Below are 22,656 nucleotides of genomic sequence, written 5' to 3'. Positions count from 1 at the left end.
TGTGCAACCGGCTGCGGGAGTCGGGGATGCCGATCGCGACATTGAAGACCTTCGCCGGACTTGTCCGGTCGGGGCCGGGGAATGAGCGCGAGCGCTTGGCACTGCTCGAGGCGCACGAGCAGGCGGTGCGGGATCGGCTCGCCGAGTTGACGTCCCATCTCGCGATCATCCACGACAAGGTCGTCACCTATCGCTCGCATGTGGCGGACGGGACGGCGGCGGGAGTCTGGGCGCCGACACCGCCGGAGTGACCTCTTCTACCGGCCCCCGGGCGCGATGTGGTCCGCCTCGGTCCGGACGACAGGCGCTCGGGCTCACTCGCGCAGGACGGCCAGATCGTCGAGGTCGCGGTAGTGGATACCGGTCATGCCGAGGGCCTGGGCGGCGGTCACGTTCGCGGGCCTGTCGTCGATGAACAGGCATCGGTCAGGGGCGGCACCGGCTGCGGCGGCGGCGATTTCGTAGATGCGCGGGTCCGGCTTGGCGACGCCGACGACCGCGCTGCTGACGACGGCGTCGGCGAAATCGGTGAGCTGGAGCTGGGCCAGGTGGTCGTCGAGGTTGTCCATCGCATTGGTGACGAGGACCAGTGGCATCCGGGTGCGGGCCCGGGTGAGCAGGTCGGCGACTTGCTCGTCGACCCAGAAATCGACATCGGCGAACTCCTCGGTCGCGCGAACGGCGTCGTCGTGCCCGCCGAGCGCCACCGCGATCGCGTCCAGCCATTGCGCGGACGTGGTCCGGCCGAGGATCGCGGGCTCCATGAGTTCGGGCGTGAACGCGGTGGCCAGGACCGGGAGTCCGTAGCGCTGCTCGATCTCGCGCTGCCGGTCGTGGTCGAATCGGCGCAGGACCCCGTCGAGGTCACAGAGCACGGCATCGAAGGTCTGCACCATCCCAGTGTGCCTGTGCCACCGCGCGTTCCGCCAATGCGTCGCGAGCGGGTTCCGGGCCTGCGACAACAGCACTCGAGCCAGGCCTTCTGCCTCAGACGTGGGAGCCCAGCGAGGTGACGATTCGGTCGGCGGCGGCGGTGCCTGCGGCGACGCAGGCGGGGACGCCGACGCCGTGGAGGTAGGCGCCGGCGACGGCGAGGCCGTCGAGAGAGGCGACCGCCGATTCCAGGGTGGCGATGCGGTCGGTGTGGCCGGGGGCGTACTGCGGGAGTCCGCCGGGCCAGCGTTGGACCACGGCCTCGAGTGGGGTGATCGGGATGCCGGTGACGGTGGACAGGTCAGTGACGGCGGCCGCGATGAGCTCGTCGTCGGACCAGGTCAGTGGTGACTCGTCGCCGAAGCGACCGAAGGAGGCGCGGACCAGGGCGACGTCGCGTTCGGCCAGGTGCGGCCATTTGCGGCTCGACAGTGTGAAGGCCTTGGCGCGCAGGGGTTCTCCGGTGGCGATGAGGATGCCCGAGTTGTCCGGCAGTGCGGTGTCGTGGGGGAGCGCCAGGGCCACCAGCGCCGAGGACGACAGTTCGATCCCCGCGACAGCCTCGGCCGCGATCGGGTCGACGGCGCGCAGCAGCCGCGCGGTGATCGGCGCCGGCGTGGCCAGTACGACGGCGTCGACGCGACCGATCGGATCGACGACCCAACCCACCGAAGTCGACCGGCCGCCCCCCGAGCCCGACTCGCCCGAGCGGTCGCCCGCTGAACCCACCGAAGTCGAGCGGCCACCCACCGGAATCTCCGAGCCCGCGCGCCCACCCGACGAGCCATCACCCACCGAACCCACCGAAGTCGACTGGTCGCCCACCGAGCTCGATGTGCCCGAGCGGTCACCCGCCGAGCCCGCCGAAGTCGAGCGGTCGCCCACCGAGCCCGCCGGATAGGGGCTGTCATCTGTGGACCCGGCAGGCTCAGAGGTCCACGTGTCGTTGACGGGTGCGCTGACTCGGCGTCCCCTGGCAATCCGGGTTGCGGCGGTCGTGGTGACGATGGCGGCGCCGGAGGCTTCGATCAGCGCGTCGACCAACGCGCCGTAACCGTCGCGCAGGCCGCCGAATACCGGGGCGTTGCTGGGCGCGGGCAGGGCGGCGCGGGCGGCTTCGGTGAGGCTGGTCGCGCCGCGGTCGAGGGCGGCGGCGAGGGGGGGGACGGCGGCGCGCACGCCGATGGTGGCGCTGGTGCCCGCGTAGACCCCGCCGAGGAGGGGGTCGACGCTACGTTCGGCGACCTGGGCGCCGAAGCGGTCGGCGATGAGGCTGTACACGTCGATGTCGGTGCCGGGCCGCCAGTCCAGCGGGCGGGTGGGTTCGGCGGCGATCCGGGCGAGGGTTTCGGCGTCGACCAGGCCGCGCATCGATTCCGCGTCGGAGGGGATGCCCATGAGGGTGCGCGGCGGCAGCGGGTGCGCGACGCCGCCCGACCACACCAGCGGCCGCTTGCCCGCCGGGCGAACCAGTTGGTCGTCGAGTCCGAGTTCGGCCATCAACTCCACCACTTCGGGCCTGCGGCCGACGAAAGCCTCGGCACCGAGATCCAATGGCTCCCCGGCCAATTCGCCGGTCCGCAGCACCCCACCCACCCGGTCGCCGCGCTCGAGCACGACGATATCGGCGCGCGGCCCCAGGCGCTGTCGCAACCTGTAGGCCGCGACGAGTCCGCTGATTCCGCCACCGACGACCGCGATTCGCATGCCCCGACGGTAGCCCGGCGCATCGACCCGACCGACGCACACCCCGACAGCTGTCGGGTGGATCACTTCCCCCGCCGACTACGTTCCGGCCACCGGCGAGAAGCACCGCGCGACAACGTTTGCCCGACGAGCGATACCGACCACCGCGCTCCACCGCACCGACGAATTCGACAACCCGCGCGTCATGCGATCTCGACCCGCGCTGTGACAGCTCCGACAGCCTCGCGATGGTGCCGACCTGGGTCTTGATCGGCGCGGAACCACTACTTAGGATTGGCTCACCCACCGCGCGAGTCGCCGGGCGGGTTCGACACCGTCGAATTCGCTCTCCGGTAGCTCGCGTGCGCGGGTTCGGCGGGTGCCGGGGGATGGTCGCGTGCGACGAGCCTCGTGTCGGCCGATCGCTCCGTCCACCGGTCACTGAAGGTTGCCATGTCTCGAGTCGTCAAGATCGTTTTCACCGCCCTGCTCGCCGCCCTGCTCGGGCTGGGCCTGTCCCCCGCCGCCTCCGCCGATGTCCTGATCCGCGACGCCAAGGTCGCCGACCTCTACATTCGCGACAGCGTCCCCTCGCTCGACCAGCTCGAGAAGATGTACGCGGCGTTCTTCAACCCGAACATCGGCCTCGATCCGAAGGTCGAGGTGAGCTACCACGGCGAGAAGGTCCGCCCGGTGCTCGAGCAGCTCATGCAGTACAGCCGGACCATGGACTTCTTCTCCATCCAGGGTCGCGCCATCGGCCCGGTGAACATCAACGGTGACCGGCTCAGTGTCGTCGGCCAGGGTGTCGCGGCCGGGTTCCCGCTCACCGAGTCCACCTTCTACCTGGTTCGCGACGGCGGCCTGTGGAAGATGGACTGGAAGGAGTACTGCGCGCACGTCGCCTGCGCCGGTGACCCGAAGTTCGACTACTGAGTTCTCCGAACAAACGAAGGCCTGCACGCCACGGGTGTGCAGGCCTTCGTTCGTCGTACGGGCTATTCGCTCTTGGTGTCCCCGGTCGACATCCGCACGGTGCCGATCACGAAGATCGTCACGCACAGCACCCCGAAGTACAGCAGCGACCCGTTCTCGCCGCCGAACAGCGAGGTGATGGTCGACATCTGCCCGACGCCGAGTTCGCCGTTGCGGAAGGGTGAGAGCCGCTGCAGCAGCGTGCTGAGATCACCGGGCATCAACGTGACGAACACTTCGATGCCGAACTTCCACAGCAGCACCACCATGACCACCACGCCCGGCTTGGGCAGCAGCGCCGACAGTCCGAGGCCGAGCGCGCACACCAGGATGGTGAAGATCGGCACGCAGATCAGCAACCGGATGCCGTCGGCGGAGAACGCGTCGACCTTGCCCCAGATGTCGGGGAACAGCCGGGGGAAGCCACCGAGCAGCAGGAAGGTGGTCGCCAGCGCGACGACACCGGAAACCGTGCCGAACACGATCAGTTTCGCCACCGGCAACAGCCAGCGTCGCGCCTGGATGCCGTAGACCGTCTCGACCGTCTTGTCCTTGAACTCCGCGCACAGCGAGGTCACCGCGCCCGACATCAGGATGAAGGTCGAGAAGATGAGGACCCAGTAGGTGGTGTTGTTGGTCTCCATGCCACCGAGCCCGTTGATGGCCTGGGCCTGGGCGGCTTTGGCGATGCCGAAGTTGATCAGCACCGGGATCAGCACCGCCAGCGGAACAACGCTGAACCACAACGAGTTCCGCCACGACAACTTGGCCAGTTCACTGCGCACCGACCGCGCGAGATAGGTGCCGATCATCAGCGCTCACCCCCGGCCGCGGTGTATTCGACGCTGCCGCGCGTGAGTTCGACGTAGGCCGATTCCAGCCGCCGGGGGCCGGAGCCCTGGGCGACGAGGTCGTCCTTGCTGGTGTCGGAGAGCACGGCGCCCTTGCCCATCACCACGATCCGGTCACCCGTGATCTCCACTTCGGTGAGATTGTGCGAGGCCACCAGCAGGCATTTGCCGTCGGCGGCCAGCCCGGTGACGAGTTCGCGCAACCACAGTGTGCCCTCGACGTCGAGGCCGTTGGCCGGTTCGTCGAGAACCAGGGTCTTCGGGTCACCGAGCAGGGCCGAGGCGATGCCGAGCCGCTGCAGCATGCCGTAGGAGAACTTGCCGACCGAGCGACGCGCGGCCGGTTCGAGTCCGACCAGGGCGAGCACCCGCTCCACGTTGTCGACCGGCACGCCGCCGAGCCGCGCCTGCCAGCGCAGGTGCTGTTCGGCGGTGTGCTTGGGGTTGCGGGAGAAGGCACCGAGGCTGAATCCGATCTCGCGGATCGCGTCACCGAAGGCCAGCAGGCCGCTGTCGTTGACGACCACCGTGCCCGCGCTGGGCCGGGCGAGCCCGGCGATCATCCGCATGATGGTGGTCTTGCCCGCGCCGTTGGGCCCGAGCAGGTAGGTGATCGCCCCGGCGGGGGCCTCGAAGCTGACGTCGTCGACGGCGACGGTGTCGCCGAAGCGTTTGGACACGCCGCGAACGCTGATCATGTGCGTGGTTCCCGACGGCTCAGTAGCCGAAGTCCGGGTTGTCCGCGCACTCCATCTCGGCGCAGATCTTCTTCCAGTCGTACTTCCACAGGCCGTTCTCGCGGACCAGGTGATAGGTGGTCGAGTTGGCGGGGAAGCCGGCCATCAGGCCCTCCACGCGGACCGACAGGGTGTTGCCGGACTTGTTCACCCCGCCGACGGCGCGGCCCTGGATGGAGAAGAAGTCCATCGTCTTGCCGTACTGCATGACCCGCTCGAGCGCGGGGCGCGCCTTGTCGCCGTGCAGGCTCACCTCGACCTTGGGGTCGATGCCGATGTTCGGGTTCCAGAACGCGGCGAACTGCTTCTCCAGCTGCGCGAGGGTGGGGTTCTCGTCGCGGACGTAGAGGTCGGCGACCTTGGCGTCGCGGATGGAGACATCGGCGAGGGCGGGCTGGGCGAATCCGAGGCCGAGCAGAGCGGCGAGCAGACAGGCGGAGACGAGCTTGAGCAGCTTTGACATGACGAACCTTCGTGACCGGTGGGCGGGGGTGCGGCGGCCGTGGTGTCACGGCAGGTACCGCTCGCCTCGTCCGGCGCTGCCCGGGTGAGTGATCCGCAACCACGGAGCGAACCCCACCACAGAGCTAGGTAAGGCTATCCACAGTGGTCAGGAGGGTCAACACCCACCGGTCGGTTCTGTGTCGGCAAACACGGACGCCGAGCGCCCGTATCGACCGCTACAGCGAGTGGACCAGCTCCACGAGCGCCGTCAGGACGCCCGGGTCGGTATCCGGCAGCACGCCGTGGCCCAGGTTGAAGATGTGGCCGGTGGCACCGAGGGTGATCGCCTCGTCGGCCTCACGCAGGATTCGGCGGGTCTCGGCCTCGACGGCGTCGAATCCGGCGAACAGGATCGCCGGATCCAGGTTGCCCTGCAGACCCTTTCCGGCGCCGACACGGCGCACGGCGTCGGTGAGCGGGACGCGCCAGTCCACGCCGACCACGTCGGCCCCGGCCTCGCCCATGGCGCCGAGCAGCTCGCCCGTGCCGACACCGAAGTGGATGCGCGGGACGCCCGCGGCGGCGACCTCGGCGAAGACGCGCTCCGAATGCGGGAGGACGTATTCGCGGTAGTCGGCCAGGGAGAGCGCACCGGCCCAGGAGTCGAACAGCTGGACCGCGTCGACGCCGGCGGCGAGCTGGGCCTGCAGGAAGGAGATGGTGATGTCGGTGAGGGTGCCGAGCAGGGCGTGCCAGGTCTGCGGGTCGGCGTGCATCATCGCCTTGGTCCGCTCGTGCTGCTTGCTCGGGCCGCCCTCGACCAGGTAGGAGGCGAGGGTGAACGGCGCGCCTGCGAAGCCGATCAGCGGGGTGTCGCCGAGCGCGTCGGTGAGCAGCCGCACGCCGTCGGTGACCGCGCCGACCTCCTCGGGCCGCAGCCGGGGCAGGGCCCGCACATCGGTTTCGGTGCGCACCGGCGAGGCGATGACCGGGCCGACGCCGGGCACGATGTCGAGGTCGATGCCCGCGGCCTTGAGCGGAACGACGATGTCGGAGAACAGGATCGCCGCGTCGACGCCGTGGCGGCGGATCGGCTGCATGGTGATCTCACACACCAGCTCGGGGTCGAAGCACGACTCGAGCATGCCGATGCCCTTGCGCAGTTCCCGGTACTCCGGCAGCGAGCGGCCAGCCTGACGCATGAACCAGACGGGGCGCCTGCTCGGCGTCGCGCCGGTGGCGGCGGCCAGGAACGGGGCATCGGTCAACCGGCGGCGGGTGTAAGTGCTCATCGCCGTTCATCCTAGGTGGACTTCCCGCCACGTTCGGCGCTAGGTCGACCCGCTGCCGTTCCCGGATCGGCGGCACCCCCGCCGACCGGAATCGGGCGAAACACGCACCGCCCGATCGACAGTCTCCGGTTCGAGGCCGCTCGTCGCGCATCATGCATCACGCTGACCTCGAGAATGCATCCTGCGCAACGCGACCCGCACGCCACGCGCACGGCGGCGCGCCTCCGACGGCGTCGACCGCCAACGGTCTACCGTTGCCCCTCGTGACACCGCTCGACATCCGCGACGGCGCCGCACCGACCGGGGGAACGCCCCGCGAGCCTGCTTCTTTCCGGGCGGCGGTCGATGCGATGGGCACCGCAACAGTGCACCCTCGAATCGAGCTGGCGCCTATCCGTCCCCCGCAACGGTTGGCGCCGTTCTCCTATGCGCTCGGAGCGGAGGTCACCCATCCCGACACCCCGGTGGTGCCCATCGACTCCGAGGGCGACGCGTTCGGCAGGCTGATCCTGCTCCACGACCCCGACGGCGACGAAGCCTGGAACGGCGTGTTCCGGCTGGTCGCCTACATCCAGGCCGACATCGACGCCGCCCTGGCCGCCGACCCGCTGCTGCCCGAGGTCGCCTGGAGCTGGCTGGTCGATTCGCTGGAGTCGCGTGGCGAGCCGTTCACCGCCCTCGGCGGCACGGTGACCGCCACCAGTTCGGTCCGCTACGGCGACATCGCGGGCCCGCCGCGGGCCCACCAGCTGGAGTTGCGGGCCTCGTGGACGGCGATGAACACCGAGATGCGCCGCCATGTGGAGGCGTTCTGCGAGGTGCTGGCCTTCGCCGCCGGGCTCCCGCCCGCTGGGATCACCCATTTACGGCCGGACTCCTATACCCGCACCGATCACCCTTGATCGCCACGTAGAGTTCACGTTTATGTCGGTCGCCGAGGAACCCACCGCAGCAGAGCCCCTGCTCGCCCCCGCCGAGGGGGTTCCACCTGTGCTGGCGACCGCCGACGAGGTCGCCGCGGCCGCCAAATCCCTCGCCGCGGGCACCGGCCCGCTGGCCGTCGACGCCGAACGCGCGTCCGGTTTCCGCTACTCCGCCCGCGCCTACCTGATCCAGCTGCGCCGCGAGGGCGCCGGCTCGTTCCTGATCGACCCGATCCCGGTCACCGACGCGCTGACCCCGCTGGCCGAGTCGATCAACGATCTCGAATGGGTCCTGCACTCCGCCGACCAGGACCTGCCCGGCCTCGCCGAACTCGGCCTGCGCCCCGCCCGCCTGTTCGACACCGAACTCGGCGGCCGCATCGCCGGCTACGAACGCGTGGGCCTGGCCGCGATGGTGGAGAACCTGCTCGGGCGCTCCCTGCGCAAGGGGCACGGTGCCGCCGACTGGTCGACCCGCCCGCTGCCCGACGAATGGCTCAACTACGCGGCACTGGACGTCGAGCTGCTGCTGGAACTGCGCGACACCGTCGCCGACGATCTCACCACCCAGGGCAAGATCGATTGGGCCGCCGAGGAATTCGAGCACGTCCGCACCATGGACCCGCCCACCCCCAAGGCCGACCGCTGGCGGCGCACCTCCGGCATCCACACCCTGCGCCGCACCCGCCAGTTGGCGATCGTGCGCGAACTGTGGACCACCCGCGACGAACTCGCCCGCGCCCGCGATGTGGCCCCCGCCCGCATCCTCCCCGATTCCGCAATCGTCGCGGCCGCCACCGGCGAACCCCGCACCATCGCCCAGCTGCGCACCCTCCCCGTCTTCGGCGGCCCCCGCCAGCGCCGCTACTCGCGCGACTGGCTCGCCGCCGTCGAGCGCGCCCGCGTCCTCCCCGACAAGGAACTCCCACCGCTCACCCTGCCCTTCGACGGCCCACCTCCGGTCAACCGCTGGGAACGCCGCGACCCCGCCGCCGCGGCCCGCCTCACCACCGCGCGCAGTGCCATGGGCGAGCTCTCCACCGAACACTCGATCCCGGTCGAGAACCTGCTCTCCCCCGACCTGGTTCGCCGGCTGTGCTGGGACGGGCTGCCGGACTACAAGAACGTCGGCACTGTCGAGGAGTTGTCGGCTCGCGTCGAGGATTTCCTTCGCGCCGGTGGAGCGCGGCCTTGGCAACGGGCTCTCGCGGTGCCCGCGCTGACCGACGCGCTGACGCCCGCTGCAGGATAGGGTGTCCTCGGCGAATCACGCCGTGCCGATCACCGCGGTCGTATAGCTGGAGTTCGGGCCGGCGAGGGCCTTGTAGATTCCGTCGACCACGTCACGCAGCGCGGTGGCGGTCGTCCCGAATTGCTTGAGATCCTTGATGAGTGCGGCGACGATCTTCGAGACGCTCGACAGCTGCTTCGCGAGTTCGGCAAGAGCCTCAGCGACAATGGCAATCGCTCCCGTCCCGACTGTGCACAACAGTTTGACCGTCCATGAAATGAGCTTGCCGGCGAGGGCTGCCAAGATGTCACGGATCGCGGTCCGGACACCATTGATGATCTCACCTACGATCCGCACCAACTCCGACATCGCGTTCGCGGCGACGCCGAGCGAGGCAACCAGGCCGGTCTGCACTCCGGAGTACGCCCGGTAAGCCGTGCCCGCGGCGCCCTGCCACTGCGCGGTGCCTTGCGTCACAGCAGCGGAGAAATCCTCGGACACCGACAACACCTCGGTACCGATACTGGACCATGACTTGGAGTATGCCTGGATGACATCGTTGTTGCCGCAGACCTTGTCGAACGCTTCGCGGATGGGCTGCACATGCTCGAGCATCCACGTGACGATCTGGCCGCCGATGTAGGCGATCGGATCCGAAACAATGGAGGCAACATCCAATCCGATCGCCGTGATGCCGAGAGCCGACACGAACGGGTCGTTCTTCTCGATCCCTTCAACGACTTCATCGAGGCCTTCGGCCAGCGTGATGCCACGCCCCAGCTGGAGAGTGTCACCCTCGTTCGAGGTGGAGATGAGGAATCCACCTTCGCTCTTGTAGGCGTTGCTCCGATCGGTACCGCTCGCGATCAGAGTGTTGGCGCTGACCGGATCATCGGCGAATGCGCTGTTGCCCATCAGATCTCCCCCGCAGCTTCGGAGAGTTCGCCGGCCCGACGGTTGTCGAGCTGATCGTAGGCGTCCGCACAGGTGGTCACCTTGTCCACGGTGGCATCCAGCGCCGAGGCCATCCCGGCCAGTCCCTGCGCATGGGCGGCCTGCACCACATGCAGGATCGCGACCAACGGTGTGGCCAGCGCACCGTAGCCGTCATCGAGAATGCTCAGATGCTGCGCCGCGTCGGCGGCATACCGGATGCGGTCACCGAAACCGGTGACCGCCTGGCAATGCTGGCGCAGGTCGTCGGTGGCGACATTGACCTGATCGGTCATCGCGAATACCTCGATTCTCCATGGTTCGGTCGATATCTGTTCGATTTCATTTCCTGCCAACGCATTCGGCGACGCACCAGCGCGGCGGCCACCTCGGCGTCGCGGACCGGGATGCGGATGAGGCTCCTGCCGGGCGCTTTGGGTTGGACTACCAGGGTCTGCCGGGTGCTCGTGAATTCGGGTGGCTGATCGGCCGGCACGAGCCAGATATACGGAGGTTCCTCCACCGGGCGAACCGTTGGCCACACCGCGTGTATTTCTTCGAATCGCACCTCGCCGAGGATGCTCGACCCGATGTAACTGATCTTCAGACCACCCCGAAAGGGATCGACTTCGTCTGGAAGAATCGGGGCCATACGCAGACGCAGCTGTACAGCCTCCCAGTGGTGCTGTCGCCAAGCTATGGCATCCGGCTCGAGCAAAACGATTCCCGGTGGGGTACCCAACCGCGGCTCTTGAAGCGGGAGCGTGTCATTCGACTCCGCTTGGCTCAACCGATCGATGTCACCGACGCGAGCCACGGCCCCATCGTTGAGAGCCTTGGCCGCGATCAGCACCAACAGACCCACTCCAGCGACGATGACGTGCGCTGTCGCACCCCGGGCGTGGAGCATGACAGCGATCTCCAAGACCATGACCACGGACAGCGCGACAACAGTCAGGTTTCCGACAGCCCACTGCCGCGGCGGCCACCGCTCGCCTGGACGCAGCTCACGCAGAATAACGATGAACGGCACAGTGAGCACCAGGATGTGCAATACCGTCACCCATCCGGGAACAGAGTCCGGCAGGACCAGACCCAAGACCAAACTACTGGCCACGGCCGCTCCGGCCAGCGCCGGACTGGCCCCGATCACGGCCGTCACGATGCACACGACGCCGACCCCGACGACGACACCATAGATGGTCACACCTGGCGACCAGAAATACAGCATGACGCCGACCTCGACGGCCAGCACCACGAACTGCGCCGCCGCACTCCCGTTCCCCACGGTCCACCGCCGCGGCGGCCACACCCCACTTCGACGAAGCCGGACCAGCGCCAGAACCGGCGGCGCGGAGATCAAGAGAACATGCAACGGCAGCGCCCACCCGCGGATCGATACAGGCACGACCAGCGCCAGGGTCACCGTGCTTGCCACCGCCACCACGATCGGCAACACGAGATAGGAGATGCGCAGGTAGCCGGCCACCCGCGGCCATCGGCGCCGCAGCGCATCGGCCGCAACCGGGTCCGCAAGAGCGGGCGGAGTCGAGAAGATCACGGTTGATACTCCCCTCCAGCCCGTTGGATTCGGCAAACGCCCTGTCATGGAGTTCGACGCCGACCCCGACCATCCGGTTCCGCCGGGTGACCCACATCACAAACTCATCAGGTGTCGCGGAGGTCACTTTCAGCATTCCAGAATGCCACAGTCGCATACTCCAGATCGAAGACGCGCAGAAGACTGCCTAGGTCTGATGACATGATGACAACATCGTCGGCCAGCAAGTCAAAGAGCTCGTCAATCCATCCGATAGATACGACCCGACACTGCGCCCAGGGGAAGTGCTCCATTCCTGTCAAAAACAGAAATTTCTCGCCTACCATAGACTTTCGAACAACTTCACGGCGCCACTCGAACTTGGTCGCATCATCCACGTCGAACGACACGACGGAGTCCGGATCAGAATCCATCTTCACACATTCACGAAAGTACTCCCGGGCACTCGCGGGAATGAATTCTCCCCCTCGGAATTCTACGATCCCTACATGCTGTAGCCTGCCTTTGAGAAGTTCGACTCTTTCACGCTCCCGATGAAGAGACAATTTACTCCGCAGATTTTCACTCGTCATTATCATCGCAGTCCTCCGCTGTGGACGCCGCACGGGTTCATTCACAGTTCAGTCCCGCGTACAAGATCAGGGCTATAAACTCCAATCCGCACCGTCACCTCGCGCGCCGGACAGAACAGCAATCAACTTGAATGCGGTCAGCTCGAGCTCTGTAGCAGATCTCAAAGAGGATAGTTGAACCTACAATTCTCAGCCTACGCCGCACTGCACGCCCACTACACCGCTGCGTGGCGCGGAAACCCGCCTGGGTACAGGCGAATACTGTATCCAACGCATGCGATCAGACTGTCTTCTCCAGCGGACTTCAGTGCGATACATTGTATACGCGACCATCGTTCTTCGGCTAGCCCAGATAGTCGCTCGAGTTCCGCATACTGAGAGGAATCTGCGACAGCAACAGTCAGCGACTCGAACACCGTCTTCATCTTCATCGCAATTACATTATGAAATCTTATAGCAACACATACCTCATCCGATGAACGATCGAAGCTGCGAAGTTCCAATTCAGAATGTGTCAGCATATATCGCCAAGGCCTGAACTTCATGTCGAAGTAGAGCGGTAAACTGCGGTCGAGGACCATATATTCGCGATCAGGCGAAGGGGTTGCCATAGCGAACTCCATTGCGATAGAAGAAGATAATTCGATATCGAAACTACGATTCTCTATCACTTATGACCGCACCGTCACAATAAAGATCCTTCTCGGTTCGCTCATCCTAGAAATGGAGATCCAACCGCGACGCCAATCGCGGGCATCAATATTCATTGGACCGAGTCCACCAATTCGATCCTCAGAGCTCTATTGACCACACGCTCCCCTCCAGAAGAAGATCGTCGAAGTCCTCCGCCGCTACCGTTACGCGTGCCCCGGAGATCGAAGCGTAGTGCCGGAAATCGTGGAACTGTGCCCCATGTACAGAAAGCGATTCCCCCTGCACAGCTAGAGAGGCTTCGAGTTCGGTCATCGATACGACCACCGGCAGACGATCATCAATAGACAGCGAAGACGGTAGCCTGACGCCCCAACGCAGTCGATGCACCGACAGGTTCAGGCTGAAACACCTCCATCCCGAATCAGGATCCCGAGCGAAGCCGGGCTCAACAATGCCGTAATCCCGTCGCATCGTGGTCTGACGTTTATCGATGTCTTCGACGAATTCACCACCAGTGAACACGTGGTCGAAGTCGACCACTAACGAACCCACCTCGAGACCCGCGAAAGAACGCGTTTTGATAACGTCGGCGAGTAAATCCGGCAATTCGGCCGTCCTGCTCGAACTCATTCGGTCGGAATTTTCAATCTCGACGGCTTCTCCCCCTCTTGACTTCGCATCTTCGATGTTGAGCAATGCTTGCCAATTTTCGAATGAATCGATCCTTTCTGCAAGCATGTTCAAGACATTCCGGTTCGCTTCAACCGCGCCCGTGCCATGTCGATATAGGGACTTAGCACTACTCAAGGTTGACCGCAGGAAGTCGGGCAGCGGCGTGGAATCAATCAGCATCTTCTCATGCCAGGTTTCCACCACCCCCTTCTGAAGCGAAAACCTGACAACAAACATGGATCCGATACCTTCAAATCTTCCGCCGCCTTTTCCACGACTGGCCAGAAGTCGAACCTCGGAAAGCAGGTCCGCAGCAGATGGATATACCATCATACGTTGATCTGGCGCCTCGAGGCCGCGCGTGGTCACCGATCCAGCACTGCCCGATACATCCAAATCCCCGAGCGAATAGCCATCCTCTGGCGGATTGTCACGTACCGTGAATGCGAAGTCAACCAATTCTCTTCACCTCCCAAGTATCAGAAACATCGTAATAACATGTTCCGTCAGAGCTGGGCAGAGGTCGAGACATTATCCCATTCGTGCAGATTGGCCAAACCAACTCCGGTAAGCCGTACTTGCGCGGATAGCCCAATTGTAATGGAATCTACAGCCTTTCTATAGAACGATATCGAATCCACAGACAGGTCCAGTTGATAATCCTCGCCGCCGGGGTCGGTGCCTTTATGAATTCGATCACCGACACGCACCTCGCCGTCAAGACAGCGTACGTTACACACGGCAGAGGTTGCGCTATCTGCATGGATCTCAAGAATCTTGAGTACACCGCTACTGGCCATACTTTGCCGCCCTTTCCACGAACTCCCTGACCTGCTCAGACGAGAGCTTCGGGGTCTCATCCATTATTGCATCCATGTTTCCGAGATCGATAGAGCGAGGGATGTTTATCCCCATATCACCAAGGATTGATCGAGCTACCGATGCTGGAATCTCAATACTTGCCCGTGAGGAGAAATCTGCCGGGGATATATCCAAAGGAACCTCGGCTTCACGTGAGATAACGCCGTATCCAGTCAGGCGTTCAATGTCAGCTATATCCTCACCTCTCGCGATCTGTACGACTGCCTCGCCATAGCGTTCCGCTCCGGTCGCGAAAATTGTAGCAACCGCAGGGTCCGAGCTCGTCGGCGTCACACCCACACGTTGAGCCGCAGGCGAGCCCTCGTATCCCTGCGTTGTACCGCGAAATAGGGAGCACCCTTGTGGCGCCAATCCCAATGGATCAGACCAGCAGAGAGGATTCTGAGGGTAGGCGTAGTTGTTGCGAGATGGCGTAATACCGAGTGGGTCGGGGGTGGTGAACCGGCCGGTTTCGGGGTCGTAGTAGCGGTGATAGTTGTAGTGAAATCCAGTCTCTGGATCATATTGTTGGCCCTGGAATCTATGTGGAGTATCGAGCCCGGTCCACGAGGACTCTCCCCAAAGATTCGGAGTTGTCGTAGAGGCGATTTCGCCGGTCGTGGGGTCGGCCAGGTGAGTGGGTACGCCTTGGAGATTGGTAACGATCGCCCAGAATCGATCGTCAGTGGACTGGGTGAGGGGGATGTGCGTTGAGGGGTGATTTGTCCAGCTATGGGTTCGAGTACCAGTGTGGTCGGTGGTGGTCTGCTCGGTGAGATGGACGCTATCCCAGGTGAATTTAATGCAAGTGCTGGTGGTGTCGTGACGTTTGCTGGTCCGACGGCCGAAGGGGTCGTAAGTATAGGACCAGATGGTGTCGTCCGGTGTCGTGACCTCGATGAGTTGGTTGAATGCGTTGTACCGATAATGCCAGGTGAGGGGCTTTCGGGAGATCCGGGTCTTCGTTCTGCGGACGAGCCGCCCGGCATCGTCATAGTGATATCTGTTGCGTCCCGATCGGGTCAGGAGGTTGTTGCGGTACTCGAGATGGGCGCTGTAATCGGGTTCAGGTGTGGGGACAGCGTTTTCGTGTTGTTCGGATGACGCAGCCCGTGCGGGAACTTCTACGAGGGTGATGTTCGACAGATCGTCGTAGGCGTAATGCTCAGTAACTCCGACGTTCGGAGTGGCGATATGGGTGATGCGCCCGATCGCATCGATGATGTAGTCGCGCCGTCTGTGCGACGTGGGTGTGGTGGTGGTGTGGCTCGTAATGTATCCGTCGGAGCGCCAACCGTAGTCGTCACGTTCGAGAAGCCGGGTGGGAGCACTAGTATGTGGGTCGAGTTGTACGAGTTCGCGGCTGGTGATGTTTCCAGCTGGGCCGTAGGTGCTGTGCTGCCCGATGCCGACGGTATGCCAACTGTTCTGGCGTCCGACTTCGTCGTGGGTGAAACTGAATCGATGCCCATCGGTTGTTAGTGCCGCGACCTGTCCACCCGGTGTGTACTCGTAGCTTGTAAAACTACCGCCGGGGGTTGTGTAGGCAAGGCGGCGTCCGTGACGATCGTAATCGTAGGTCGACGTGCTGGCGTCGACGCGCTGACTGAGCAGGCGCCCGGTCGGTGAGTAGGTGAAAGTTATGGTGTGCGTTGTGTTGTCACCCAGTCCGTTCCGCGCAGACGCGATCCGTCCGGTCGGGGTGTGGGTGTAGGTGATCCATTCACCGGTGTCCGTACTGACACCGACGAACCGGCCGAGGATGTCGTAAGTGTGGCGGCGTTGAGCACCGGTCGGAGTGGTGATGGTGGTCGGACGGTCGAGCAGGTCGTAGTCGGTTCGGGTTGTCGAGCCGTTGTAGTCAGTTTCGGCGCGAACGTTACCGGCCGGGTCGTATTCGTAGATCCAGGCGTCACCGAGAGGGTTGCAGATGCTGGTGAGACGGCGCTCGGTGTCGTAGGTGTAGGAGGTGACGCTGCCATCGGGTCCCTCACGGGTGGCCACCAGGTCGAAGGCGCCGTAGGTGTAGCGGGTGACAGCACCGATCTGGTTGGTGTGTGTGAGTAGTTTGCATTCACTGTCATATGTCCAGAACTGGGTGACACCGGAGGAGTCGATGTGACTGAGCAACTTTCCTTCGACCGAGTATTCGTAGGTCGTGATGTTGCCGAGTGGGTTGGTGACGTTTCTCGGTCTGCCGAGCCTGTCACGCTCGATGCAGGTGACAGTATTGTTCGGTCCGGTGATCCGGATCGGTAGTCCGGCGCGGTCGACCTCGATGAAGGTTGCGGCGCCGGTCGAGGTCGTAATCGAAGCCGGGGCGCCACACTCGTGGTGGGTGTAGCTGGTGGTGACACCGTCGGCATCGGTGACCGTGGTGAGGTTGCCATCATCGTCGTAGGTGCGGGTGATCGTGGTGCCATCGACGTCGGTGATCGTGGACGGGCGCGCGGGTGCCGCGTAGCCAATGGTGATCGACTTCTGGTCTGGGCGTCGGACCAAGATCAAGTCACCGTCGGGGTTGTAGAGGTAGATCGTGGTGTTGGCGTATGCATCGACGTAGCGGACCGGTTGGCGGAATTCGTTGTAATCGGTAGCCGAACGCGCGCCACGCGGATTGATCGTGGCACGTAAACACAGGTCTTCATCGAACTCGAGAATGGTGTCCGCGCCGACGGAATTCGTGTGACGGGTGCGGGTTCGCCCGAACTCGGTCAGGGTTTCGTAGACGAACGCCGCGGACATGATCCCGTCGGTACCGGCCTGCTTGACCACCCGACCGAACTGGTCGTAGGTATTGACCATCTCTGTGCCGCGCGAATCACGCCAGGACAGCATGCGGTGTTCGTCGTCGTAGCCGTAGGTCGTGGTGGCGGCCACTCCGTTGGTGACCGTGGTGAGGTCGCCTGCGGTGTAGCCGAATGTCCTTACGCGGGTGGCGATCTGCTCACCGGTTGGTGTGGTGGCCAGGACCGACAGGCCGGTGACGCGGTCTTCGACGGTGTCGACGCGGACGCGGTAGCCGCCGGTGTGGGTGACTTCGACGGGTTGGCCGGCGCTGTTGTAGTGGAACCGGATCCGGTTGTGGTGACGGTCGACGATCTCACTGATCGCGACGTTTCCCAACGCGGTGTCCAGACCTTCCAGGGCGGTGTTCGGGGCGAAGACCCAGGTCAGGTCCCGTTCTGGGTCGTGGACCCGGTACTCCCCGGTTTCGGTGCGGATCATGGTCGCCCGAATTCCCTTGTGCACCGGTGACACCGGAACATCGGGGGCGGTGTGGGGGAATTGCCAGAGTTCTCCGTCGGGGCCGACGAAGCGCACCCCGACCTGGTCGATGACGACCCGCATGTCCAGGGTCGCCGCCCATGACGGGCCGAACCAGCGGCCGTAGCGGTAGGAGGACCGGTGCCGCCGGGTCAGGACGAGGGCCAATACGCCGGGGAGGTCGATGTCGGTTTCGGGGAGCAGGAACTCCCCGGTCGCGGCGTCGACGGGGTCACCGCAGGTGTTGGTTTGTTTGTCGGTCTTGTTCAGGTCCGGTTTGTCGCCACCGGACTGATTCGGTAGATCCTTGTCCTTGTTCGCGGTGTCGGCCGGGTTCGTCTTCGTCGATGACGGTGTGGTCGAGGTGTCTTGGCTGTCCGGGGTTTTCGACGGAGTATCGGGAGTACTGGCCGGGGTGGTCGGATTGTCGGTGGTCTTCACACTCGACGGGGTCGTCGAGGTATCGGTTTTCACCGACGCCGGGGTTGTGGTGGTGTCGGTGTTCTTCGTCGTCTTCGACGGGGTCTTCTTGAACGCGGTGGCGATGTCGCCGAACGCGGTCTTGAGTTGCTTGAGCAAGGGCTTGAGTTTGGCCATGGTCTTGGCCAGGCGGGAGAACAGTTTCGAGATCATCGCCACGGTCTTGGCGATGTAGGCGGTGGCCTGGACCGCGATCACGGGGGTGGCCAGGCCGAGGGAGAACAGGGCTTCGGCGGCCCAGACCGCCAGGCGGCCGACGGTTTGAGCGACCAGGTCGCGCACGGTTTCGCGGACCGCGGCCACTACCCCACCGGCGAGGCGGATCGCCGAGGCCGCGGTCGTCGCGGCGGAGGAGGCGGCGGTCAACAGGTTGGTGGTGTTGGTGGCGGCGTTCTTGTAGGCGGTGGCGGTCTGGCCGGTCCAGTCCCCGACATCGGCGGCGACCGCCGCGTTCTGGGCGGTGCCGACCTCGGTGATGCGAGCGGCGACGTTGTCCCAGGTGGTGGCGTAGGCCTCGATCTGGGCGGGGTCACCAGCGATCCAGTCCAAGGCGTCCTGCAGCGGTTGGCAGTGCTCGATCAACCAACCGACGCCGTAGGAAGCCAACGTGCCGAGCGGGTCGACGACCAAGGAGACGGCTTCGGCGGCCAGGCCGACCACACCGAGACCCGCGTCGATCCAGGAACCGCCGGAGATGGCGTCGGACAGGTCGGTGACCGAGCTGATCAGGCTGATACCGGTCGACCAGTCGGTGGTGTCCTGCTTGGTTGCGATCAGGGGGTTGGTGGGGCTGGTCATCCGAGGTCGAGCTTCTTCAACGCGGCGGCGTTGGCGGCGTCACGGCTGGTGAACGCGTCGGCGGCGGCGGACAGGTTCGCGCTGGTGTCGTCGAACGCGGCGATCGCGGCTTCGATGGCGTCGATGCCGTCGGTTTCGACCGCGTCGACGAACAGCGGGCCGAGGAAGGCGCACAGTTTCCCGAACGCGTCCGAGGGGGCCGAGACCGCCTGGGCGGCCTGTAGGGCCTCGGTCAGGCCCGAGCCCGCTGTGGAGACGTTCGAGGCGTGGGTCTTGATCTTGTCCGGTGAAACATTGAGCTCGTCCGCACCGCTCGTGCTCGCCATCCGGTGCCCCCCTTGTTGCTGCCACCGGGATCGGCGAGTGCTCGCCCGTTCCGCGATGTCGAACTGTGTCAAAACTGTTCTGCCACTGGTCAAACCGATGGTGCGGTCGTGGCGGCACCATCGTGCCGGTCGCCGAGCTTAGCCGATTTTCGGGTGCGGATGCGGGTGGTGAAATCGATGGAACCGGAGGCTTGTGCGGTGCGTCCAAAGGTATTGAGTGGGCTGCGAGCCGGGCCCGGCGGCGAGTCGATCGGGTGGTTCGGGAGTTCGGGGCAGGGTGATCGAGGAAGGGGGTTGTCGTAGGCTGTGCGGGACTTACGGGGTGGCCGGGCGCGGGGAGTGTTCGGGCCGACCGGGCGTCGGCGTCGGTCGATCGATGTCGGTGTGGTTCGTGGATCGGGGAGACGGAGGATGCTCGTGCGGCGACGATCTGTGGTGGTGACCGCGGTGTTGTGTGGGGTGCTCGCGGTGGGCGGGTGTTCCACTACCGAGAGTGGGAATGCGCAGCCGAGTACGACGACGGACCTGGCGGCGGCGACCGCGGCGTTGTGGGATCCGTGCTCGGAGATTCCGGACGCCACGTTGAGCAACCTGGGCTTGGACCCGGCGTCCAAGCAGTCAGGCATCCTCGGGGCCGAGGAGCCGGGTTGGAAGATTTGCGGATGGAACGCCGCGGACTACCCGCCTGGCCACGGTCTGACCGCGTTTTCGACGATTCACACCATCGACGAGGTGCTGGAGAAGACGACCAACATCGAGTTCAAGGATGTCGTCATCGCTGGGCGGGCGGGGGTGCAATTCCGCCAGAGCCATCACGATGCCGATGAGGATTGCTCCATCGTGTTTCGAAACGCGAGCGGATTCACGCAGCTCGACATGCTCAACACCGGCAGCAAAGACAAGCTGATTCCGCCATGCGAGCGTCTCCAGCCCATTGCCGAGGCGATCGTTCCCCTCTTTCCGCAGTGAAACAGCAGCAAGAACGTAGATGGGTGGGGTGAATGGCAGACGAGAAGTCTCGTTGGGAGACACTGAAGTCCGAGGCCGAGGCGGGGAGACTCTACTTGGATCCGTCGGTTGCAACGAGCTGTCGAGACGCGAGCAACAAGCAGATCGCACTATTCCACGATCTCCAGAGGAACTTGAGCGCTCTCTCGTCGGTGTCCGGTTTGGGTCGCTTCGACTGCGCCGATGAGCTGGCGAAGATGCTCGGCATGAAAGCTATTGGTGGAGAACGTGATTTCGACACCGCGTTCAAGGAACACATCGAGGTGCTCGAGCTGATCCGCGACACCATCGAGATCTCGGTGAAGAAGTACGAACAGCAGCAAGCCGATCAGGTCGCAGCGACGAACACCCTGCTCGGCGATCTCGACAGCGGGGGTAAGTGATGCCTGGTCCATTGGTATTGGTCGGTGCGGCCGCGGCGATCGGCGGCGCCTATGCCGGATTGAGCTCGTATGCCAACGGCAGCAAGCCCGAGCGGTCCACCGACGAGAGCCCGGACGCGACCATCGCGCGGAATCGGTTGACGGAATTGCAGTCGTCGTTCGACGGTACCTACCAGGGGACCAAGGTATCGGAGGGGTCCTACAAGGAGCCCAGCAACATGTCCGACCTGTACGAGCGGGTCGAGGCGATGTCGATGGCCGAGGTCGGGACCTTGCACACGCGCTGGGAAACGTTGCGCAACAAGCTCGAAGAGGGATTCAAGACCTACGATGCCGAGATCGCGAAGGCGATCCAGGAGAAGTGGTCGGGTGACGCTGCCGAAAGCGCGGGCAAGGGGATCCAGGAGTACGTCGAGAAGTCCGGCAACCTGCTGGGATCGGCGCAGATGATGGCCGAGAAGGTGAAGCTGGTCCAGTCGGCCATGCAGATCACCAAGGACCGGGTGAAACCGCACGAGGGTTCCACGATCAGCGGGATCGCCAGCTACATCCCCGGCCCCACCTGGAAGATGGACAGCCACAACGCCGATACCGCCAAGGCCGAAGGGGCCGAGGTCGTCAAGGGCGTCTACTACACGGCCATCCAGCAAGCCGACACGAAGGTGCCGCTGGTCCCCCAGCCGTACAACCCGGTGGACCCGGGTGCGGCCAAGCCGGGCGGCGGTGACGACGGCGACCCGTCGCAGACCAGGCCAACCACCCAGCAGCCCACCACGCAGCAGCCGAGCACCGAGCAGCCCTCGACGGAGCAGCCGAGTACCGAGGACCCCGCCGACGGGGACGGCGACGACAACCCGACCACACCGGCGGCGACGACACCGCAGGCCACCACCCCGCAGACCACGACCCCGACCACCCCGACGACACCGAATGCCACCACACCCGCGGCGACGACACCGTCCGGGCTCGGCGGCTCGCCGGGCTCCGGGCTGGGCACGGGTGGTTCCGGGTCCGGCGTGCCGGGCGCCGGGCAGAGCCTGCCGGGAACGGGAGCCGGTGCGGGCACTGGCACAACGGCGGCCGCTGCCGCCGCGGGCGCGAATGGGGCAGGCCGCGCCGGGATGGCGGGCATGGGCGGTATGGGCGCCGGCGCCGGTCGCGGCAAGGGTGAGGACGACAAGGAAGTCGGCTCGAAGGATTACCTGATCAATCAGCAGAACGGTGAGGAGCTGACCGGGCTCGGCGAGGATCAGCGGGTCAAGACGGTGCCGCCGGTGATCGGCGAATGAGCAACCGGCAGTGGCAGTTCAGCGCGCTGGGCTTCACCGTGCTGTGGCGGGCGGTCGATCGCGATGTGCTGCCGTATCCGCTGCAGACCCACACCACGGCCGAGACCGTCGCCGAGTACGACCGAATGTGGCAGGCCGAAGCGCAACGGATCCTGCCGATGTACGACGGCTCGCTGGAAACGGCCCTGCGGGTCCTGCTCGAGCCGGAGGCACGCTTCGAGCTGGCCGGTTACGGCGATGGCGAGAAGCTGCGTTCCTACGCCGTGGTGCAGGGCCGGTCGGCGGCGCTGGTGGAACAGCAGCGGGTGCCGCTCGACCAGGAAGGCGGTGACATCCGGTTGAGCCTGCTCGACATCGAGGAGCTGCCGGAGAAGCTGGTGGCGCGGCTGCCGCGGACCGCGGCGGCCGACGGCGAGGTGTTCACGATGAACACCTACGACCTCGACGAGGAACCCGCCTACGATCCGTGGGCGGCCGATCGGCGCACCCCGCAGCAGAAGGCCGACGACTTCTTCGGCCGGACACGGTCGACGCTGGTGTATCTGGCGGGCTATCCGGGGGCCGCGGTCGACAACCGGCCGCAGCCGGGTAGCGGATTTCACGTGATGGATTTCCCGGACGGCCGGTATCTGGTGAGCGAGCGTGGTTCGCTCGTCGAGGCCCGCCCGGGCGACACCGCCGATGCACGAAAGTCGCTGGTGCGGTTGATGAAAGCCACGATCGAGACCTATCGCGAGGACAACGAGCCCAGCTACCGGTGACGGACTTCGGCCCTGCCGT

21 protein-coding genes are annotated in these 22,656 nt (G+C 65.0%); 8 read left to right on the top strand and 13 right to left on the bottom strand.

What is annotated here, in order from left to right; translation table 11 throughout:
* Positions 1-26: 26 nt before the first annotated feature.
* Positions 27-251 carry a hypothetical protein gene (locus ACFVVM_RS01340; protein ID WP_387616852.1) on the top strand — a complete coding sequence of 75 codons (225 nt, stop codon included), beginning with the start codon at positions 27-29 and terminating at the stop codon, positions 249-251.
* A 63-nt stretch (positions 252-314) separates the two neighbouring features.
* Here the strand turns inward: ACFVVM_RS01340 and ACFVVM_RS01335 are convergent, their stop codons facing one another.
* The gene (locus tag ACFVVM_RS01335; RefSeq protein WP_387611754.1) at positions 315-893 is read right to left on the bottom strand and encodes an HAD family hydrolase; all 579 of its coding nucleotides are present in this window, start codon (positions 891-893) and stop codon (positions 315-317) included.
* Positions 894-987: 94 nt separating this feature from the next.
* Complete coding sequence (locus ACFVVM_RS01330; protein ID WP_387611751.1) at positions 988-2,640, bottom strand: FAD-dependent oxidoreductase; 1,653 nt, start codon at positions 2,638-2,640, stop codon at positions 988-990.
* Positions 2,641-3,072: 432 nt separating this feature from the next.
* Between ACFVVM_RS01330 and ACFVVM_RS01325 the strand changes: the two genes are divergently transcribed.
* The gene (locus tag ACFVVM_RS01325) at positions 3,073-3,555 is read left to right on the top strand and encodes a hypothetical protein (RefSeq protein ID WP_387611749.1); all 483 of its coding nucleotides are present in this window, start codon (positions 3,073-3,075) and stop codon (positions 3,553-3,555) included.
* A gap of 62 nt (positions 3,556-3,617) precedes the next feature.
* Here ACFVVM_RS01325 and ACFVVM_RS01320 read toward each other — a convergent pair whose 3' ends face one another.
* The 4 genes from ACFVVM_RS01320 to hemE all read right to left on the bottom strand — a co-directional run bounded on the left by ACFVVM_RS01320 (position 3,618) and on the right by hemE (position 6,918).
* Entirely contained in the window at positions 3,618-4,406 is a 789-nt protein-coding gene (locus ACFVVM_RS01320) for an ABC transporter permease (protein WP_387611746.1), read from the bottom strand.
* Complete coding sequence (locus ACFVVM_RS01315; RefSeq protein ID WP_387611743.1) at positions 4,406-5,125, bottom strand: ABC transporter ATP-binding protein; 720 nt, start codon at positions 5,123-5,125, stop codon at positions 4,406-4,408. Before ACFVVM_RS01315 ends, ACFVVM_RS01320 begins: the two co-directional genes overlap by 1 nt.
* A gap of 37 nt (positions 5,126-5,162) precedes the next feature.
* Positions 5,163-5,645 (bottom strand): hypothetical protein, encoded by a 483-nt coding sequence (locus ACFVVM_RS01310; RefSeq protein WP_387611740.1) that lies wholly within the window; start codon positions 5,643-5,645, stop codon positions 5,163-5,165.
* Positions 5,646-5,862: 217 nt separating this feature from the next.
* Positions 5,863-6,918: a uroporphyrinogen decarboxylase gene (hemE, locus tag ACFVVM_RS01305; protein ID WP_387611738.1), complete on the bottom strand. Its 1,056-nt coding sequence runs from the start codon at positions 6,916-6,918 to the stop codon at positions 5,863-5,865.
* A gap of 263 nt (positions 6,919-7,181) precedes the next feature.
* On the opposite strand from hemE, the gene ACFVVM_RS01300 reads away from it, so the two are divergent.
* Positions 7,182-7,820 carry a DUF3000 domain-containing protein gene (locus ACFVVM_RS01300; RefSeq protein ID WP_387611735.1) on the top strand — a complete coding sequence of 213 codons (639 nt, stop codon included), beginning with the start codon at positions 7,182-7,184 and terminating at the stop codon, positions 7,818-7,820.
* Positions 7,821-7,842: 22 nt separating this feature from the next.
* Positions 7,843-9,093: an HRDC domain-containing protein gene (locus ACFVVM_RS01295; protein ID WP_387611733.1), complete on the top strand. Its 1,251-nt coding sequence runs from the start codon at positions 7,843-7,845 to the stop codon at positions 9,091-9,093.
* 15 nt (positions 9,094-9,108) lie between these two features.
* Here the strand turns inward: ACFVVM_RS01295 and ACFVVM_RS01290 are convergent, their stop codons facing one another.
* The 7 genes from ACFVVM_RS01290 to ACFVVM_RS01260 form a co-directional block, all read right to left on the bottom strand.
* Positions 9,109-9,987, bottom strand: a complete 879-nt coding sequence (locus ACFVVM_RS01290) for a WXG100 family type VII secretion target (protein ID WP_387611731.1) — start codon at positions 9,985-9,987, stop codon at positions 9,109-9,111.
* Positions 9,987-10,301, bottom strand: a complete 315-nt coding sequence (locus tag ACFVVM_RS01285) for a type VII secretion target (RefSeq protein ID WP_387611729.1) — start codon at positions 10,299-10,301, stop codon at positions 9,987-9,989. The genes ACFVVM_RS01290 and ACFVVM_RS01285 overlap by 1 nt, the downstream gene beginning before the upstream one ends.
* Positions 10,298-11,566, bottom strand: a complete 1,269-nt coding sequence (locus tag ACFVVM_RS01280; RefSeq protein ID WP_387611727.1) for a hypothetical protein — start codon at positions 11,564-11,566, stop codon at positions 10,298-10,300. The genes ACFVVM_RS01285 and ACFVVM_RS01280 overlap by 4 nt, the downstream gene beginning before the upstream one ends.
* Before the next feature lie 107 nt (positions 11,567-11,673).
* The gene (locus ACFVVM_RS01275) at positions 11,674-11,979 is read right to left on the bottom strand and encodes a hypothetical protein (protein ID WP_387611725.1); all 306 of its coding nucleotides are present in this window, start codon (positions 11,977-11,979) and stop codon (positions 11,674-11,676) included.
* 951 nt (positions 11,980-12,930) lie between these two features.
* Positions 12,931-13,923, bottom strand: a complete 993-nt coding sequence (locus tag ACFVVM_RS01270) for a hypothetical protein (protein WP_387611722.1) — start codon at positions 13,921-13,923, stop codon at positions 12,931-12,933.
* Positions 13,924-14,253: 330 nt separating this feature from the next.
* Positions 14,254-18,870 (bottom strand): RHS repeat-associated core domain-containing protein, encoded by a 4,617-nt coding sequence (locus tag ACFVVM_RS01265; RefSeq protein ID WP_387611720.1) that lies wholly within the window; start codon positions 18,868-18,870, stop codon positions 14,254-14,256.
* Positions 18,867-19,196: a type VII secretion target gene (locus ACFVVM_RS01260; RefSeq protein WP_387611717.1), complete on the bottom strand. Its 330-nt coding sequence runs from the start codon at positions 19,194-19,196 to the stop codon at positions 18,867-18,869. Before ACFVVM_RS01260 ends, ACFVVM_RS01265 begins: the two co-directional genes overlap by 4 nt.
* A 438-nt stretch (positions 19,197-19,634) precedes the next feature.
* On the opposite strand from ACFVVM_RS01260, the gene ACFVVM_RS01255 reads away from it, so the two are divergent.
* Genes ACFVVM_RS01255 through ACFVVM_RS01240 form a run of 4 tightly spaced genes read left to right on the top strand, consistent with a single transcriptional unit; the run spans position 19,635 to position 22,637 of the window.
* Entirely contained in the window at positions 19,635-20,165 is a 531-nt protein-coding gene (locus tag ACFVVM_RS01255) for a DUF3558 domain-containing protein (RefSeq protein WP_387611714.1), read from the top strand.
* A 32-nt stretch (positions 20,166-20,197) separates the two neighbouring features.
* Positions 20,198-20,587, top strand: a complete 390-nt coding sequence (locus ACFVVM_RS01250) for a hypothetical protein (RefSeq protein WP_387611712.1) — start codon at positions 20,198-20,200, stop codon at positions 20,585-20,587.
* The gene (locus ACFVVM_RS01245) at positions 20,587-21,876 is read left to right on the top strand and encodes a hypothetical protein (protein ID WP_387611709.1); all 1,290 of its coding nucleotides are present in this window, start codon (positions 20,587-20,589) and stop codon (positions 21,874-21,876) included. Before ACFVVM_RS01250 ends, ACFVVM_RS01245 begins: the two co-directional genes overlap by 1 nt.
* Positions 21,873-22,637: an ESX secretion-associated protein EspG gene (locus ACFVVM_RS01240; RefSeq protein ID WP_387611707.1), complete on the top strand. Its 765-nt coding sequence runs from the start codon at positions 21,873-21,875 to the stop codon at positions 22,635-22,637. The genes ACFVVM_RS01245 and ACFVVM_RS01240 overlap by 4 nt, the downstream gene beginning before the upstream one ends.
* The last annotated feature ends 19 nt before the right edge of the window (positions 22,638-22,656 follow it).

This window comes from Nocardia sp. NPDC058176 (genome assembly GCF_042883805.1).
Classification (GTDB): Bacteria; Actinomycetota; Actinomycetes; order Mycobacteriales; family Mycobacteriaceae; genus Nocardia.
This window is presented reverse-complemented; position numbering and strand designations above follow the sequence as displayed.

Excerpts from the sequence above, each read along its gene's own strand:
- ACFVVM_RS01340 (WP_387616852.1), top strand. The coding sequence starts at position 27 with ATGCCGATCGCGACATTGAAGACCTTCGCCGGACTTGTCCGGTCGGGG.
- ACFVVM_RS01330 (WP_387611751.1), bottom strand. The coding sequence starts at position 2,640 with ATGCGAATCGCGGTCGTCGGTGGCGGAATCAGCGGACTCGTCGCGGCC.
- ACFVVM_RS01325 (WP_387611749.1), top strand. The coding sequence starts at position 3,073 with ATGTCTCGAGTCGTCAAGATCGTTTTCACCGCCCTGCTCGCCGCCCTG.
- ACFVVM_RS01320 (WP_387611746.1), bottom strand. The coding sequence starts at position 4,406 with ATGATCGGCACCTATCTCGCGCGGTCGGTGCGCAGTGAACTGGCCAAG.
- ACFVVM_RS01310 (WP_387611740.1), bottom strand. The coding sequence starts at position 5,645 with ATGTCAAAGCTGCTCAAGCTCGTCTCCGCCTGTCTGCTCGCCGCTCTG.
- hemE (WP_387611738.1), bottom strand. The coding sequence starts at position 6,918 with ATGAGCACTTACACCCGCCGCCGGTTGACCGATGCCCCGTTCCTGGCC.
- ACFVVM_RS01295 (WP_387611733.1), top strand. The coding sequence starts at position 7,843 with ATGTCGGTCGCCGAGGAACCCACCGCAGCAGAGCCCCTGCTCGCCCCC.
- ACFVVM_RS01290 (WP_387611731.1), bottom strand. The coding sequence starts at position 9,987 with ATGGGCAACAGCGCATTCGCCGATGATCCGGTCAGCGCCAACACTCTG.
- ACFVVM_RS01285 (WP_387611729.1), bottom strand. The coding sequence starts at position 10,301 with ATGACCGATCAGGTCAATGTCGCCACCGACGACCTGCGCCAGCATTGC.
- ACFVVM_RS01275 (WP_387611725.1), bottom strand. The coding sequence starts at position 11,979 with ATGGATTCTGATCCGGACTCCGTCGTGTCGTTCGACGTGGATGATGCG.
- ACFVVM_RS01265 (WP_387611720.1), bottom strand. The coding sequence starts at position 18,870 with ATGACCAGCCCCACCAACCCCCTGATCGCAACCAAGCAGGACACCACC.
- ACFVVM_RS01260 (WP_387611717.1), bottom strand. The coding sequence starts at position 19,196 with ATGGCGAGCACGAGCGGTGCGGACGAGCTCAATGTTTCACCGGACAAG.
- ACFVVM_RS01250 (WP_387611712.1), top strand. The coding sequence starts at position 20,198 with ATGGCAGACGAGAAGTCTCGTTGGGAGACACTGAAGTCCGAGGCCGAG.
- ACFVVM_RS01245 (WP_387611709.1), top strand. The coding sequence starts at position 20,587 with ATGCCTGGTCCATTGGTATTGGTCGGTGCGGCCGCGGCGATCGGCGGC.
- ACFVVM_RS01240 (WP_387611707.1), top strand. The coding sequence starts at position 21,873 with ATGAGCAACCGGCAGTGGCAGTTCAGCGCGCTGGGCTTCACCGTGCTG.